The organism is Trinickia sp. NRRL B-1857 (genome assembly GCF_050470685.1).
Classification (GTDB): domain Bacteria; phylum Pseudomonadota; class Gammaproteobacteria; order Burkholderiales; family Burkholderiaceae; genus Trinickia.
In genome coordinates, this window is record NZ_JBFLUK010000001.1 from 1,143,659 (window position 1) to 1,160,119 (window position 16,461).

At 63.2% G+C, this 16,461-nt stretch carries 13 protein-coding genes; 5 read left to right on the forward strand and 8 right to left on the reverse strand.

Features of this window, described 5'->3' with window-relative positions; genetic code table 11:
* Positions 1-98: 98 nt before the first annotated feature.
* Positions 99-896 (reverse strand): ABC transporter substrate-binding protein, encoded by a 798-nt coding sequence (locus AB1286_RS04940; protein ID WP_430362216.1) that lies wholly within the window; start codon positions 894-896, stop codon positions 99-101.
* 425 nt (positions 897-1,321) lie between these two features.
* Here AB1286_RS04940 and AB1286_RS04945 point away from each other — a divergent pair, with 425 nt between their 5' ends.
* Both AB1286_RS04945 and ppsA read left to right on the forward strand, forming a co-directional pair.
* Positions 1,322-1,795, forward strand: a complete 474-nt coding sequence (locus AB1286_RS04945) for a hypothetical protein (protein WP_430362217.1) — start codon at positions 1,322-1,324, stop codon at positions 1,793-1,795.
* 73 nt (positions 1,796-1,868) lie between these two features.
* Entirely contained in the window at positions 1,869-4,304 is a 2,436-nt protein-coding gene (ppsA, locus tag AB1286_RS04950) for a phosphoenolpyruvate synthase (protein ID WP_430362218.1), read from the forward strand.
* A gap of 48 nt (positions 4,305-4,352) precedes the next feature.
* Here the strand turns inward: ppsA and AB1286_RS04955 are convergent, their stop codons facing one another.
* Complete coding sequence (locus AB1286_RS04955; protein WP_430362219.1) at positions 4,353-4,598, reverse strand: hypothetical protein; 246 nt, start codon at positions 4,596-4,598, stop codon at positions 4,353-4,355.
* A 262-nt stretch (positions 4,599-4,860) separates the two neighbouring features.
* On the opposite strand from AB1286_RS04955, the gene AB1286_RS04960 reads away from it, so the two are divergent.
* A complete protein-coding gene (locus AB1286_RS04960) occupies positions 4,861-5,556 on the forward strand; it encodes a hypothetical protein (RefSeq protein WP_430362220.1) in 696 nt (231 codons plus the stop codon).
* 39 nt (positions 5,557-5,595) lie between these two features.
* The gene (locus AB1286_RS04965; protein WP_430362221.1) at positions 5,596-7,416 is read left to right on the forward strand and encodes an adenosylcobalamin-dependent ribonucleoside-diphosphate reductase; all 1,821 of its coding nucleotides are present in this window, start codon (positions 5,596-5,598) and stop codon (positions 7,414-7,416) included.
* A 37-nt stretch (positions 7,417-7,453) separates the two neighbouring features.
* Here the strand turns inward: AB1286_RS04965 and AB1286_RS04970 are convergent, their stop codons facing one another.
* Complete coding sequence (locus AB1286_RS04970; RefSeq protein ID WP_430362222.1) at positions 7,454-7,891, reverse strand: Hsp20/alpha crystallin family protein; 438 nt, start codon at positions 7,889-7,891, stop codon at positions 7,454-7,456.
* A gap of 414 nt (positions 7,892-8,305) precedes the next feature.
* Here AB1286_RS04970 and AB1286_RS04975 point away from each other — a divergent pair, with 414 nt between their 5' ends.
* Positions 8,306-10,387, forward strand: coding sequence for a cellulase family glycosylhydrolase (locus AB1286_RS04975; RefSeq protein ID WP_430362223.1), 2,082 nt, complete (start codon positions 8,306-8,308; stop codon positions 10,385-10,387).
* Positions 10,388-10,408: 21 nt separating this feature from the next.
* On the opposite strand, the gene astE is transcribed toward AB1286_RS04975, so the two are convergent.
* From astE to aruF, 5 genes are read right to left on the reverse strand one after another with little or no spacing between them, the layout of a single operon-like run.
* A complete protein-coding gene (gene astE / locus AB1286_RS04980; RefSeq protein ID WP_430362224.1) occupies positions 10,409-11,461 on the reverse strand; it encodes a succinylglutamate desuccinylase in 1,053 nt (350 codons plus the stop codon).
* Positions 11,445-12,785: an N-succinylarginine dihydrolase gene (astB, locus tag AB1286_RS04985; protein WP_430362225.1), complete on the reverse strand. Its 1,341-nt coding sequence runs from the start codon at positions 12,783-12,785 to the stop codon at positions 11,445-11,447. Before astB ends, astE begins: the two co-directional genes overlap by 17 nt.
* 20 nt (positions 12,786-12,805) lie before the next feature.
* Positions 12,806-14,269 carry a succinylglutamate-semialdehyde dehydrogenase gene (gene astD, locus AB1286_RS04990; RefSeq protein ID WP_430362226.1) on the reverse strand — a complete coding sequence of 488 codons (1,464 nt, stop codon included), beginning with the start codon at positions 14,267-14,269 and terminating at the stop codon, positions 12,806-12,808.
* 13 nt (positions 14,270-14,282) lie between these two features.
* Positions 14,283-15,320, reverse strand: a complete 1,038-nt coding sequence (astA, locus tag AB1286_RS04995) for an arginine N-succinyltransferase (protein ID WP_430362227.1) — start codon at positions 15,318-15,320, stop codon at positions 14,283-14,285.
* Positions 15,317-16,438, reverse strand: coding sequence for an arginine/ornithine succinyltransferase subunit alpha (aruF, locus tag AB1286_RS05000; protein ID WP_430362228.1), 1,122 nt, complete (start codon positions 16,436-16,438; stop codon positions 15,317-15,319). The genes astA and aruF overlap by 4 nt, the downstream gene beginning before the upstream one ends.
* Positions 16,439-16,461: the final 23 nt, after the last annotated feature.

Genomic DNA, 16,461 nt, shown 5'->3' on the forward strand with positions numbered 1-16,461 from the left:
TATAACCGTAAAGTCGTGACCGAAAATCGAGGCCCCGCACCATGCGCAGCGCAGTTTTCGCCGCACCGCCCATGGCACGCACCCTCATCCGTCGACGACTACTTCAGGACCACCTTGACGTCGAAATACTTGGCGGCGATTTTCTCGATCGTGCCGTCGGCCTTGAGCGCTTTTAGTGCGCCGTTCAGTTGAGCGAGCAAAGCCTTATCGCCCTTGCGCACGCCGTAGCCGACGCCCGAGCCGAGCAGCTTCTCATCCGATACCGTGGGACCCGCGAAGTCGAAACCCGCGCCTTGCGGACGCTTGAGGAACCCCTTCGACGCAGCCTCGGAATCCTGGAAGGCGGCGTCGAGCCGGCCCGAGGCGAGATCGGCATAAACCTGATCTTGCGTTTGGTAGGAAACGACGTCGATACCGGCCGGCGCCCATTTGGCCTTCGCATACGTTTCTTGGATCGTGCCTTGCAGCACGCCCACGTGTTTGCCCTTGAGCGAGGCGACGGTCGGCAGCAGGCCGCTGCCCTTCTTGGCGATCAGTTGATTCGGAATCGTGTAGATCGGATCCGTGAAGTCGATCGCCTGCTTGCGCTGATCGGTAATCGTCATGTCCGAGTTGATCGCATCGAACTTGCGCGCTTGCAAGGCGGGAATGAGGCCGTCGAAGTCGTTTTCGACCCATACGCACTTGACGCTCAGCTTGGCACATACGGCGTTGCCGACGTCGACGTCGAAGCCTTGCAGCTGACCCGATGCGCTCTTCGATTCGAACGGCGCATACGATGCCTCGAGACCGAAGCGCAACTGCTTGAGATCCGCCGCGCGGACGCTGCCGGCCGCAGCCACTGCCGTCGCCGCGATGAGTGCGAGCGACACCTTCTTGCGCAAGTTCAATTTCATCAGGTTGATCCTAGACAGAGTTGATACCGAGGTGGAACCAGGCGCGCATCGTCGCCGCGCCAAAATTGCCCTTCAAATGCCCGCGGCGCGGTTGATGCAGCGCACAAGGCAGATGGGACCGGCATTGTACGGGTATCGCGCGCCGCGACGCGCGCAGGGCGGCATGCCGGGTCGGCGGGCACCGGCGGGTACGGACGGTAGTCCTCGACGCAAAGATGCAATTGCGTGTCGCGCGGGGGCAAGTCGCCGGCAGCGCCGATGCCGAATGCGGAATGTCGAATGCCGCCCCGGCAACGCTCGCCTGGCCGCGCTGCGCCTTTGACCCATATCAACGGTTGCGCCCGTGCGCTCGCCACAATCGATTTGCATAAGCGATCGCCGCCGTCGCGGCGTATCGCTAGATCGCATGGTGGAGACGCACGATCATGAACTGGCTGGCCGAATATTTCGCGCAGCGCGCAACCCCGCTCACATTGTCGCTATCGGCTCATCCGCCGCTCGCGATCGGCCCCGACGGGCCCGTCACGCAACCGCTTTATGCATTGCCTTACCCGGGTGCCGAACTCGTCTTCGTCCCCGGCGCGATGCTCGAACAAGGCGGCCACAACTATGAGATGCCCGCGCGCTACGAGACGAGCGGCCATCTGTCGACGCATGCGATCGGCTTACCCCCGAATGCGCCGTGCCCACCGTTCTTCAGCCGCGTCGCGATCTATGCGCCCTCGGCGTTCAACCCGGATTTTCTCGTCTCGGTGAACGACGTCTTTTCGTTCGTCCCCGTCTTCGCCCAAGACGGCAGCCCAGGATTCTTCGGCACCGCATTCGAATTGACCGAAGCCGCGGGCGCCGCGTCGCGGCTGCGCCTGCCCTGGACATTCGAAGGCTATATCAGCATCTAAACGCGGCCCGCGGGGTCGAACGCTCCGCCGTTGGGTGTGCGTCCGTCTGCCGCAACGTCCGAAAGGTCCCTCCATGGAAGCGCTCACGAACGCCCCGACCGTCCTTTGGTTCGGCGAGATCCGTGCCACCGACGTCGCGCGAGTCGGCGGCAAGAATGCCTCGCTCGGCGAGATGGTGGCGACGCTGGCCGATGAAGGCGTCAGCGTGCCGCCCGGCTTCGCCACGACCGCCGATGCCTATTGGCGCTTCATCGACGCCAATGCATTGCGCGATCCGATCGCGGCCACGCTGAACGCGTATGCGGCCGCCAAACTCACGCTCGCGCAAGCCGGCGAGGCGATCCGCCGGTGCATCGCGCAGGGCGAATGGCCCGTCGAAGTCGCCACGGCGATCACGCTTGCGTATCGACAACTATCCGAGCAAGCCGGCGAAGACGACATCGACGTCGCCGTACGCTCGAGCGCGACGGCCGAAGACTTACCCGATGCCAGTTTCGCCGGCCAACAAGAAACGTTCTTGCACGTGCGCGGAGAGCGTGCGCTGCTCGCCGCCTGCCGCCGTTGCTACGCCTCGCTCTTTACCGATCGCGCTATCAGCTACCGCGAAGCGAAGCACTTCGATCATCTACGCGTCGCGCTATCGATCGGCGTGCAACGCATGGTCCGCTCCGATTTAGGCTCGGCCGGCGTGATGTTTTCGATCGATACGGAAACGGGCTGCGACAAAATCGTCGTCATCGATGCGTCGTGGGGATTGGGGGAAAACGTCGTGCAAGGCGCCGTCGACCCGGACGAATACGAGGTCTTCAAACCGCTGCTCTCGGAGCGTACGCTGCGCCCGATCATCGAGAAAAAGTTGGGCGGCAAGGCGCAAAAGATGGTCTATGCGCACGAGGGCGAGCGTACGACGAAGAACGTCCCCACCTCGAAAGCCGAACGCGCACGCTTCGTCCTCGCCGACGACGAGATCGTCTCGCTTGCGCGCTGCGCCTGTGCCATCGAACGACACTACGGTCGACCGATGGACATGGAATGGGCGAAAGACGGCGCGAGCGGCGAGATGTTCATCGTCCAGGCACGGCCCGAAACCGTGCAATCGCGCCGTGAGGCCAGCGCGATCAAGACGTACCGTCTCAAGCAAGCCGGCCCGCGCTTGCTCACCGGCGTTGCCGTAGGCGAGGCCATCGCCAGCGGCCTCGTTTGCGTGATCGAGCATCCGCGCGAGGCCGAACGTTTCGTCGACGGGGCGATCCTCGTCACGCATACGACCGATCCCGACTGGGTACCGTTGATGCGACGCGCCGGCGCCATCGTCACCGACCACGGCGGACGCACCTCGCATGCGGCGATCGTCAGCCGCGAACTAGGCCTGCCCGCGATCGTCGGCACGGGCAACGCAACGCATCTTTTGCACGACCAGCAAGAAATCACCGTGTCGTGCGCGCAAGGCAGCGACGGCTTCGTCTACGCGGGCCGAGCCGAATTCGACATCGAATCCATCGACTTCAGCCAACTCCCGCAGACGAAGACTCAGGTCATGCTGAACCTCGCGAATCCGGCCGCGGCGCTGCGCTGGTGGCGACTGCCCGCCGACGGCGTGGGGCTCGCGCGCATGGAATTCGTCGTCGGCAATGCCATCAAGGTCCATCCGATGGCCCTCGTACGTTACGACTCGCTGCCGGACGACGACACCAAACGCACGATCGCCGCGCTCACGGCCGGTTATGCCGAGCGCACCGAATATTTCGTCGATCGGCTCGCGCGCGGGCTCGCCCGCATCGCAGCCGTCCAATATCCGCACCCGGTGATCGTGCGCCTGAGCGACTTCAAGACCAACGAGTATGCGAATCTAATCGGCGGCGCCGCGTTCGAGCCGCACGAAGAAAATCCGATGCTCGGTTTTCGCGGTGCCTCCCGCTACGATTCGCCTCGCTATCGCGAAGGCTTCGCGCTCGAATGCCGCGCGATCGAGCGCCTCAGAGGCGAACTCGGTTTCGACAACGTCATCGTCATGGTGCCGTTTTGCCGCTCGCCGAAAGAAGCCGATCGCGTACTCGCCGTGATGGCCGAGCATGGCCTCGCTCGAGGGGAGCACGGCTTGCAGGTCTATGTCATGTGCGAGATACCGTCGAACGTGATCTTGGCGCAGGCGTTCGCGCAGCGTTTCGACGGTTTCTCGATCGGCAGCAACGACCTCACGCAACTGACGCTCGGCGTAGATCGCGACTCGGCCGAGCTCGCCGCATTGTTCGACGAAGAAGACGACGCCGTGAAATGGATGATCGCGCGCGTAATCGAATCGGCGCATCGCGCGGGCGCCAAGGTCGGCTTATGCGGTCAGGCGCCGAGCGACCGGCCGGCGTTCGCGCAATTTCTCGTCGAATGCGGGATCGATTCGATCTCGGTGACGCCTGATAGCTTCGTCGCGGTCAAACGGCGCGTCGCGCAAGCCGAGGCCCTATGCTTGGCGCGCGTACGAACGACCGAGGAAGACAGAAGGGACGAGTAAGAGGAGAAAGCGGGGAAGCGGATAACGAGTCGGTGCGTAGGGGTATGCTCAGAGCACGCGAACGCAACACATTGCAGGGCGCGTTTCGGTCGGGGGGAAGACACACCAGGACCCGTCGCCGTGACGAAACAGGAAAATCGAGCGCACGCCATCCGGTGCGCGCATTTCGACGCAGACGTAGCGAGCGCGGTTGCCGACCATCCGGCCGGTGCGAAGCACGCGTGCGGGAGACGCGATCGTCGGCGCAAGCCATTTGTCCACCAACGCCCGTAGCGAAATCTTTTCGGCACCCATCGCTCGTCTCCTGACTCGTTGCCTGGCGCTGCGCGGATAACGACGGCGACGCCCTTGAGCACAGTATCGACAACGGACTCGAAGATCGAAATCAGCGCCTGCCGAGAATCGCGTCAAGCGTTGCCAACGCTTGTCGGAGTTGGACTACAAGCGATTGCGATGCGCACGAAGCCGCGCCCATCCGGCCCCTTGACTGCCGTCAAACGCACGTTCGCACGAACGCCTATGCTGAAAGACAATCGATGCTCGCAGGGAGAGTGCCATGTCCGCAAAGACCTTCGTCGCGCTCGTCGCCGCCGCGATGTTGGCGGCTCAAGTACCCGCTCAGGAACGGCCTCTCGGACACGAATCGGCCGTTGGCCCACATACGGGGGCCCATGCACCGGGCCAGGGTGCGCCGGCTCAAGCCGCGCCCGGCGGCGCGCCGCCCCCTGGGGCCGTAGGCCGTCCCGCGCCGAACAGGATGCCGGGCAACGCGCCCCGTAGCCCCGCATTCGGTCGGCAGCCGGGCAGCCCCGCACCCGCCCCCGCGATGCGGCCGAACCCAGGCCCGGCAGGGGCACCGCGCTTCGATCAGCAGCATGCGCAGCATATGGCGACGCACGTCGTGCCCGGCAGACCGATTGAGCAAGCGCCGCGCGCATTCGGCGCCGTCCCGGCCCCCTATCGCGGCGATATGCACCGCTTCGTCGACCAAGACGCACACGTATGGCGTACGGGCCGCTGGCATCATTCGCATCACGACGGCCGGATCGGCTGGTGGTGGGTCGTAGGCGGGCTTTGGTACTTCTATCCGCAGCCCATCTACCCGTACCCGGATCCGTTCGTGCCCGGCGACGTGGCTTATGCCCCCGGCGGGATGGGGCCCTATTGGTATTACTGCCAGTCGGCCGGACAGTACTACCCGTACGTGACCTATTGTCCCGAGGGATGGGTGCCTGTCGTGCCCGATCAGTAGCGCACTCGTTGCGATCGCCCCCCCCCAAGCGCACCATTCATGCCGCCCCGCGAAACCGCGCAACCGATCAGCGGTTCGGTCCTCGCCGACCGCTACCTCGCCCCGGGGGAGCGCGATTGCCGCGACGTGTTCCGGCGCGTCGCGCGAGCCTTGGCCTTCGTTGAGGCCGAGCCGCTACGCAACCGCATCGCGAGCCGGTTTTACCGCAACATGCTGCGCGGCGCCATCGGCGCCGGCCGCATTATGGCCAATGCCGGCACAGCCCATCGCGGGACAATGGTCAATTGTTTCGTCCAGCCTTTGTGTGCGCCGGGAAGTCGCATCGCTCGTGCCCGCGATTTGGAGCAAGCGTTGGCCGATGCGCGCGCCACGCTCTCGATGGGCGGTGGCGTGGGCTACGATTTTTCGCCCGTAGCGCCCGTGTTCGCCGAACGCGGCGACGTCGATCGCGCGACGAATGGCGATCCGAAGAGCACTCGTCGCGATAACGCGCCGGGGGTATGCTCGGTCATCGACCGTTTCGACGATGCGTGCCGGCGGCTAACGTTCGAAGGTGCGCGGCGCGGCGCGCAAATGGCGGTGCTGCGTTGCGATCATCCCGATCTCGTCGCCTTCGTGCGCGCCAAGCGAGGTAGAACGCGCTGGCATACGTTCAACGTTTCGGTAGCCGTCACCGACGCATTCATGCACGCCGTCGCGAACGACGCCCCGTGGACGCTTTCGCATCGCGCCAAGCCGACCCATCTCGCCGACGCACCTTCGCAGCGCCCCGACGGCACGTTCGCCTACGCGCAAGTCGGCGCGCGCGCCTTGTGGCGGGAGATCGTCGAATGCGCGCGCGACAGCGCCGAGCCGGGGCTCTTGTTCATCGATACGATCAACGCATGCAACGACCTCGCGCCCATCGAAACGATTGCGGCCACGAACCCCTGCGGCGAGCAGCCGCTGCCGGCGTGGGGAAGCTGCGTGCTAGGGCCGATCGATCTGTCGCGGCTCGTGCGTCACCCGTTCGGCGCACAGGGCGAACCCGTTTTCGACTACGCGCGCCTCGCCTCGCTCGTACGGACACAAGTGCGCTTGTTGGACAACGTCGTCACGGCCACACGATGGCCCTTGGCCGCGCAAGAGCGAGAAGCGCTTTCGAAGCGGCGCATCGGCGTGGGCGTCACCGGGCTCGCCGACGCGCTCGCAATGCTGCGCCTGCCGTACGACACACCGGCCGCCCGCACGGTAGCCGCTCGCATCGCCGCATGCATGCGCGATGAGGCCTACATGGCGTCGTGCGCACTCGCGGCCGAACGCGGCCCTTACCCGTTATTCGATGCCGAGCGTCATCTCGCGCCCGGCAGCTTCGGCTCGCGCCTGCCCGAGCGCGTGCGCGACGCGATTGCGCGCGACGGCTTGCGCAACAGTCATTTGCTTTCGTTCGCGCCCACCGGCAGCGTGAGTCTTGCATTCGCCGACAACTGTTCGAACGGTATCGAGCCCGCGTACGACTGGGTGTATTGCCGAGCGATCCGGTTGGGCGGCCACGAGCCGAGCGTCCATCGCGTCGAAAACCATGCGCGGCGCCTTTTCCATGCGATCCACGGTACGCACGCGCCCTTGCCCGCATACTTCCGCCGCGCGGCCGACATCCATGCGCGGGACCATGTCGCGATGCTGGCCGCCTTGCAGCCGTTCGTCGACGCGGCCATTTCGAAGACCGTCACGATCGCCTCGGACAGCGCGCACGACGACGTCGGCGCCCTGCTCTTTTCGGCCTGGCGGGCCGGGCTTAAGGGCATTACGGTATTTCGCCCGGACCCGAAGCTCGACGCGGTCATGCAAGCGCAGACGCCGCGCTGCGCCATCTGCTGAGACGGCGCGCGCGGCGTCTAACCGCTCCAACGAAACTTCAGTTGATTTGCAGATGCTTTTTCGCCGCCGTCGCTTTCTTCGGCAACGTCAACGACAGCACGCCGTCTTGGTAAGACGCCGCCGCGGCTGCTTCGTCGATATCGCTATCGAGCGAGAAAGAACGGCTGATCATGCCCGAGTAGCGCTCGCTGCGAATTACACGCTCGCCTTCCTTGAGCTCCTTGTTGCGCTCCGCTTTGGCGCTGATCGAAACCACGTTGCCGTCGATCTTCACATCGATGTCCTTCTTGTCGACTCCCGGCATCTCCGCTTTGACCGTATAGGCCGTATCCGTTTCGGTGACGTCGACCTTGACGTCCGCGAGCGGCATATCGCCGTTATGCAAGGCCAACGAACGCATGGGCCGGAAAAAGCCTTGGAACAGATCGGGAATCGATTCGATCGAGAACGGATCGTAACGCGTGACATTGCTCATTGCATTGGCTCCTAAAAGGTATGAGGACATTCGAGGGGGTGCATACCTACGCACCACGCACTTCGCCTACTCACTCTAGGACGCGCCGCACAAGCGCCATTGATTTGCGTCAACAGGCCCGCATGGGGGAGCGCGGGCACGTTGCACCTCGATCGCGCAGGCAGCGACAGAGCAATACCCATTAGTTGAGACGATTCATTGCACCGACCGCCGACTCAACCTCGGGCGTTCGTTCGCTCTGCTACGCTGAATCGAAACAACTCATCATTCCTTTGAAGGTTTTCGGCAAGCGATCCTCACGTTCGCGCCGTCAATCGGCACGAAAAACTAAATCCCGACATTCGCGAAAGTGGATACGACTCATCGAAACACGATGAAGGTCTTCTCGCCTCACACACCGAAAGGATGACCATGATGAATTCGATCGAACCAAAAACAAGCGTTAGAGAAAAACTCAAATTGCTTTGCTTGATTCTTGCTCTTGCTTGCTGCACCAACGCCATTGCGGATCCGATCGAGGACGAAGAGGCCGACGATACGCCCACCCCCGAATCGGTCGTCGAATCTCAAGCCCAAACGATCAATCATAGCTTATCGTTTGACAGCAATCCCAAAGCTGCAACCATAAAAACGGGCATCAAGAAATATAAAACATCGAAGACGACGTATCGAGATAAAATTTTCAGAGACGGCACCAACCGAGAAGTCATCTTTCGCGGATGGAATATCTCCGGCATGTCGAAGCTACTCGAAAGCAAGTTGCTGCCGTTCAAATCCGACAAGGATGCCGAGGCCAGCATTTCCAGCATGGCCAACATGGCGGCGCCAAACGTCATACGGTTCTTAATTTCTTGGGAAGCGATCAATCCCAGTCAAAACATAATCGACTACACCTATCTTGATAGCGCGATCAGTCAGATGAAAATTGCGATCGCGCACAACATATACGTATTACTTGACTATCACCAAGACGTATTCTCTCGATATTTATTCCAAAAGGACTCTTGGTACACCGGAAACGGCGCCCCCGCCTGGGTCGTCCCGAACTATCCCAATGAATACTGCGGGCTCGTCTGTACGAGCTGGGCGCAGATGAATCTTACGGATGAAGCCATACGCCTAGCGGCCAGAAATTTCTGGAACAATGCCAAATTCACCACGAAAATCAACAAGACAGACAATCTCCAAACCGCCTTTTTATGGCAAATGCAGCAGTCGTTGACCTACATAAAATCCAAGTTATCCAAGGACGAGTTCGCCTATATCTTAGGGGTCGACCCGTGGAACGAGCCGATCGACGGCGGCATGGAAGGCCTCACGCCAAAAGAATGGGAAAACACGAAGCTTTGGCCATTTTATGAAAACGCGAAGAAGACGCTCGACGAGGCCGGCTGGAAGAAGAAACTCGTCTTCGCGGAGCCGTTGGTATTTTGGAACTCGACGGCGGGGGTTATCGCCCCGGCAACCGGCGGCCAGTTACTCGACAAAAAACCGGGGCCACGCTACGTTTTCAACGCACATTTCTATGACGCGGGCCGTCAAGCAGCCGATTTTCGCAACGTCGATAACGCGAGCTATCTCTTTCATTTCGATCAGATCCGCACCGAGGCCCGTTTCCGGCACAACGCGGCGTTCGTCAGCGAATTCGGCGCGTCCTTGAACGGCACCGGAAGAATGGACACTGTCCGTACGATCCATGCCATGTACCAAGGACTGGAAGCCAGCGATGCGATCAACGGCCGAACCCGATATGTGGATTTCTATTCGCTACCGCTATCGGGCACGGAGTGGCAATGGGATCATTACTACGATAAGCACGCGGAATACCAAAATCAGAATCCCGACAAATTGATCACCAAAGCCGACGGGTGGAACGGCGAGAATTTCTCGGTAGCGCAAGGTTTCTCGAGCGGCTACAACGTCGACGCCAAGTTGGTCGAGCGCGCCTATCCGCGCAAGACTCAAGGCGACCTGATGAGCTTTTACTACAACGACATGTCGCAGGATGCTTCGAACAAGCCGTTGAACTGGGCGGGGCTCCGGCCCGTCGTAGGCGGCACGATTTGGCTGAGAAACAGCCAGTTCGTGCTGACGGTCTGGCGAGGGCGACGCTCGAAGGCCCCGACTGAAATCGTGCTACCCCGAACCTGGAAGGCGACCGATCTGGCCGTGGTGACCGACTCGCAGCTACACGTTGGCGATCTGGTTTCCGGGGCGGCATTCACTCAAACGGCGAATGAAGTCGACCTCGAACCCGATACGATCAGCAAACAGGCGAATCGACTGCTGATTTGGGACGATACGACACCGTTGCATGACAATAAAACGATTCATTTCGCGCTTGCGATCAATCAAGACGCCTCGGGAGATCCGCCGCTCGCGACCACGGATCTCACGAAGTTGCAGACGAGTCTGATCGCGGCGCTATGCAATCAGAAAACCGGCGTCGTCTATATGCTCGGCACCATGATCGACTCCGCCTATCCGCCCGAATGACGCGTTCGCGGACCGCGCCGCTTACGGTTCGAGCCCCGCGAGCGTCTCTTGCGTCGTTTCCACGACGGTCAGGCCGGCGCGCAAGCCCGGCTTTACCGAGCGGTTCGGGAACACGATTCGCTCCTCGTCGTGCGTCACGATGTATCGGTAGTCGCCGTCGCGTGCAAGCACGGCGCCTTTGCCGAACGGCGTGAAGTTCGAGACGTCGTCCGACATGAAAAGCTCGAACGCATCGCTGTGCTTCGTGATCTGGCCGATGACGGTAAACACGCGCGGCATCGGCCTCGCATCCGGCCCCTTCCGGCCGGATACCAACGCGCGTACGGCATCGTCGGCGCCGGCGAAGCGCTCGAGATCGTTCTCGCCGAAGGGCCTTACCTTGCCGAGTTCGAGCGTGCACGCTCGGGCCCCGAACGATTCGGCGGTGAAATGGGTATAGGTGTTGCCTTTCGCCGTATGCAGCAAAACGGCTTCGATACGTGCCTTCGCGAGCCATTCGAACATGGCGCGCGAAGGCGGCTTACCCGTATGCGGCAGCAGCGCGAAGCGCTCGAATACCGATGCCCGAATCGCCGTATGCATGTCGATATGCCAGCGCAAACGCGTATCGCTCGGGGCGCCGGCGAAAAATCGCTCGGCCGCCGCTTCGAGCGCTCGTGCTCGCGGCGCCTCGCGACTCTCGTCCAACTGCGCATGCCGTCCGCAAAACAGCCGGTTTAAATCGTCGTCGAGATAACGAACGCCCGCCCGCATCGCGGCGACGTTGCCGAGCACGATGCCCAACCGGCAGGCGAGCGGCAAATCGCCGCGCGCGATATCGGCGAGCATCCGCGAAAGCAACTCGATCGGCGCGGTCTCGTCGCCATGGACGCCGGCCGAGACGAGGACACTGGGCAATGCCTGCGCATCGAGCTCGGCGCTCGGTGCGAGTTCGATCACGCCCGGCTCGAACCAGCGAAACCGCACACGGCCGCTTGCGGTCTCGCCTTGCGTCTCGCCGGCCGCGGGGCGCTCATCCGATAGCGTGAACGCAAGAAAATCGGCGAGCATCGCCAGCTCAGCGCTGGAAGTCATAGAGCGAACCAAGGCCGAGGATTTGCGTCAACTCGTCCAGCGCCGTGCGCGATTCCACGAGCAAGTTCGGATCGGCGAGATCGCTCGGCGCAAGCCGATCGCGATAGTGTTTGCCGATCCAAGCGTCGAGCCGCGCAAACAACGCGTCGTCGATCCATACGCCCGGGGCCACCGCCCCGCGCTCCGTCTCGTTCAGCACCACGCGCAGCCGCAAGCAAGCGGGGCCGCCTCCGTTTTTCATGCTCTCGCGCAGATCGAACACGAGCACGTCGCTGATCGGACCCGATCCGCTCGCCAGATCGTCGAGATAAGCGGCCACATGCGGGTTCTCGCGGCACTCCTGCGGCACGACCAGAACGTCGCGACCGTCGGGTCGCGTCAGCAATTGGCTGTTGAACAAATACGAGGTGACGGCATCGCTCACGCTCACGCGCGCGTCCGGCACCTCGATCACGCTCAGTTGCCCGCCGGCGAGCGCAAGCTGTGTGCGCAGCTGATCGCAGACCGCGCTTTGTTCGACGAACGCGCGCTCATGACAAAACAACGTCTGCCGGTTGCCCACCGCGATGACGTCGTTGTGGAAGACGCCGGCGTCGATGACATCGGGGCTTTGCTGCGCGTAGACGGTGCCCGCATCCGAGAGCCCGTGACGCTGCGCAACGGCGCGGCTCGCTTCGAACGTTTGACGAGCCGGAAACCGGACGGGCTCGGGGCCGCGCCGATATTCGCTGCGTCCGTAGACGAAGAATTCGACGCCGCGTTCGCCGTATTGCGAGCAAAACCGCGTATGGTTCGCCGCGCCTTCATCGCCGAGTGCGGGGGTGCCCGGCAGCGCCTCGTGCACGACGAAGCGCGCGGGATCGGCGAAGATCGCCGAGAGCGTACGGCGCGTCGCCTCATGCTCGATCGCGCGATGCAGCTTGCTCGTAAGATTCGCCGGCGTGAAATGCACGCGGCCGTCTTGCGTATCGGCAGACGGACTGACGGTTGCCGCGTTGGCGGTCCACATCGCGGATGCCGAGCTCGCCGCAGCCAGCAACTCGGGCGCTTCCTTCGCCGCGCGCTCGATCACCTTGTGCTCGGAGCCGGAGAAGCCGAGTTCGCGCAAGAGCCGCAGCGAGGGCCGCTCTTGCGGCGGCAAGACGCCTTGCAGAAAGCCGAGATCGGCTAGCTGCTTCATCTTGCGCAACCCTTGCTTGGCGGCGGCGAGCGGATTGGCGACCGATTTCTCGTTCGTCTGCGACGCCACATTGCCGAACGACAGTCCCGCGTAGTTGTGCGTCGGACCTACGAGTCCGTCGAAATTGGCTTCCCGTGCTTGCATCGTCGATCCTTCATCGATTCTTAGAATTGAAGACCCGGCGATACGCTCGCGGGCATCGTAAGTTGCGCGCTTTCGACCGACGCCATCGGATAGGCGCAGTAGTCGGCCGCGTAAAAAGCGCTCGGCCGATGGTTGCCCGACCGGCCCGTGCCGCCGAACGGCGCTGCCGAGGACGCTCCGTTCGTCGGCCGATTCCAGTTGACGATCCCCGCGCGAATCGTGCGATGAAACTGCGTCCAGCGCGTCTCGTCATCGGCGAGCAGCCCCGCCGAGAGACCGTAGACCGTATCGTTCGCGCGCGCGATCGCTTCGTCGAAATCGGCGTAGCGCACAATTTGCGCCAGCGGACCGAAGTGCTCTTCGTCGGGCAACTCAAGCACCTGCGTGACATCAAGGATCGCCGGGCTAACAAAGCCCAAACGCTCGTCGCGCTGTTCCATGGGCAAGAGCGCGCGCGCGCCCGCCTCGACAAGCCGCTTTTGCGCGGCGACGAGCCTTTGCGCCGCACGTGCCGACACGACGGCTCCCATGAACGGCTGCGGCTCGGCATCGTAAAGACCGTAGGCGATGCGCGCGGTGACCTCGGTCAAGCGCGCAACGAAGCGATCGCCGAATGCGTCGCGCGGGACGAAGATCCGGCGCGCGCATGTGCAGCGTTGACCCGCGGACAAATACGCCGACTGAATCGTATGGTGCACGGCGGCGTCGAGATCCTCCACATCGGCCACGATCAGGGGATTGTTGCCGCCCATCTCGAGCGCGAGCACGATCTCGGGCCGGCCGCCGAACTGCTTGTGCAACAGCGTGCCGGTGTCGGAGCTGCCCGTGAAGAAGAGCCCATCGATCTGCCGATGATTGGCCAGCGCCACGCCGGTGTCCTTCTCGCCTTGCACGAGATTGAGCACGCCCGCCGGCAGGCCCGCGTCGCGCCATACCTCGACGGTTGCGCGCGCCACGTCCGGGGCAAGCTCCGACGGCTTGAACACCACTGTGTTGCCGGCGATGAGCGCCGGCACGATATGGCCGTTCGGCAAGTGCCCGGGAAAGTTGTACGGGCCGAATACGGCCACGACGCCATGCGGACGATGCCGCAGCACAGCCGTGCCGTCCGCCATCGCCATACGCTTCTCGCCCGTACGTTCGTGATAGGCCGTAATCGAGATGCCGACCTTGGCCGCCATCGCCGCGACTTCGGTACGCGCTTCCCAGAGCGGCTTACCCGTTTCGCGCCCGATCGCGTCGGCAATGCTTTCCTTACGTTCGTTCAAGAGCGCCGCGAAGCGCTGGACGATTTCGATACGCGCCTCGAGCGGCAGCGCGGACCACGCGCCGAACGCGCGGCGCGCGCTCGCCACGGCACGATCGACGTCGCTTGCCGAGGCGCTCTTGCCTTCCCAGACCACCGCATTCGTTCCAGGATTGCGCGACGCGAAAGCCGGGCCGCCGGCCTCGCACCATTGTCCGTCGATAAAAAGTTCGCTCATGTTCTATCGGTCCTTACTGATTCTTCTTGCCTAGCGCCAATACGCGCACGTGATCGCCTTCGCTCACTTCGAGCGCGGCGGCGTCCTCGGCCGATAGGCGCATGACACCATCCGTGATCGACCCCGGCGCGACGCCGACGCGAAAGCCGCACATCGACGTGTTCGAGACCAGCGAGCGCGCCCCCTCGCCGCCCGGCTCGCCGCCCAGAGGTCCGACGACAACCGGCGCGACCTGGCTTTCCCGCACCGTTCGCAGATCGTTGATGTGGCATTCGAGCACCGGACCCGCGTCGAAAATGTCGACGTGGTTTTGATACCGCAGCCCCTCGGCTTCGAGCATCTTGCGCGCCGGCGCCGTGTCGCGATGGGTGAGTCCGATCACCGCTTGCGCCTCGCTCGGCAGCAAATCGGCATAGACGGGATAGCGCGGCATCAGCTCGGCAAGGAACGACTTGCGTCCATGCGCGCTCAGATAATCGGCCGCGTTGAAATCGATCTGATAAAAATGCGAGCCGACCGCGCGCCAGAACGGCGAGGTGCCGTCGGCATCGAAATGGCCGCGCAGCTCGGCGCAGAGCCGTTCGGGAAAATGCTCGCGGAACTGCGCCATGAACATGAAGCGCGAGCGCGACAGCAAGCCGCCCACGCCGTGCGCGCGATAACGCGGCGAGAGGAACAGCGAACAGACTTCGGCATAGCCCGTAAGGTCGTGCGAGATGTTCAGCAGCGACATCTTGGTCCAGACGCCGAGCTCTTGGCTTGCATGCACGACCGTGCTTACGCGGTAGTTATAAAAGGGCTGCTCGAGTCCGACTTGCACTTCGATGCCGCACACGCCCGCCACGTCGCGCGTCGCGGTGTCTTCCATGACGAAGAAATAACCTGCTTCATGCGGCGCCGCCTGCCCTTGCATGGTTCGCTGCGCGCGCACGATGCGCGCGGAAAGCGCGTCGCGATCGGGCTTGAAGGTCGTCAGGCCAGGGCCCGTTTCCCCCGCGAGCGAGACGAGCGCATCGAGGTCGTCAGTCTTGACGGCACGAACGACGATCATCGCCGATCTCCGGTAAGTTTCGATGGGTCGGTCGCAAGCGATCCGAGGTACGCGTCCGCATCCGCCGGCTCGGCATCCCCTGCCGCACGGTGCAGCGGCACGCAGCGCACGGTATCGCCGTGCACGACGTCGAGCGCCGCACGCACGGGCCCTGTCAGCGATGCATCAGGCGAGCGCGCGTCCGGCAGATCGGCAAGCACGCAGCGGAAATCGCCTTCGCGGTGGCTCGAGACGAGGTAGGCGCGCGAGCGCTCGACGTGTTTGCCGCCGGCTTCGCGAACCATGCGCGTTTCGCTCGACGTCACGCAAGCGCTGCGATCGATCTGGGCGGTCAACACCGGGCCGGCATCGAAGATATCGACGAAACGATCGGGCTCGAAGCCTTCCTCGAGATGGATGTCGTACGAGAGCAGCGCCTTCGCATTCGGCTCGCCGACGACGCGCTGCGCTTGCTCGGGCAACAGCGGCACGTAAAGCGGATACGTGGGCATGACTTCGGCGATGAACGTGCGGCTACGCCCACCGGAGGCGATCTCGATCTGCGCGAAGTCGCGGCCGAAGAACCTGCGGCCCACGGCCTCCCAGAACGGCGACGTCCCCGCGTCGTCGGTCACGCCAAGCAGCAGCGAGAACACTTCGGGCGTGAAGCGCCGGCGATTGGCGGCCACATACATCATCCGCGCGCGCGAGAGCAGATGCGCGGCGGCATCGCCCGCGCCCGTCGCCGAGCGATCGATATAGAAACCGGCAAGCCGGCTCTTTCCCGTCAATTCATGCGACATCGTCAGCGCGTGAATCTTGCGATTGACGTGCAACTCGCGCGACGCATGAATCAGCGCGTCGTTGCGGAAGACGTAAAACGGCTCGGCATAGCCGGCCGCCGCAACAATGCTGGCGGTGCCGAGCAGCTTGCCCGTTGCGCCGTCCTCGAGCACGAAGAGATAGAACTCCTCGCCCGGGAAATCGACATCGGCGCGAAACGAGTCTTCCGACAACGCGACGCGCGCTTCGAGCTCGTGCCGGTCGTGCGGCAACGAGTGCAGCACGGGCCGCGCGGCATGCGCCATGTGCAAGAGCGCATCTAGGTCGGAAAGCCTGCCTGGGCGGACGAAGAGCATGGTGGTTTCCTTGGGCGTTGCGC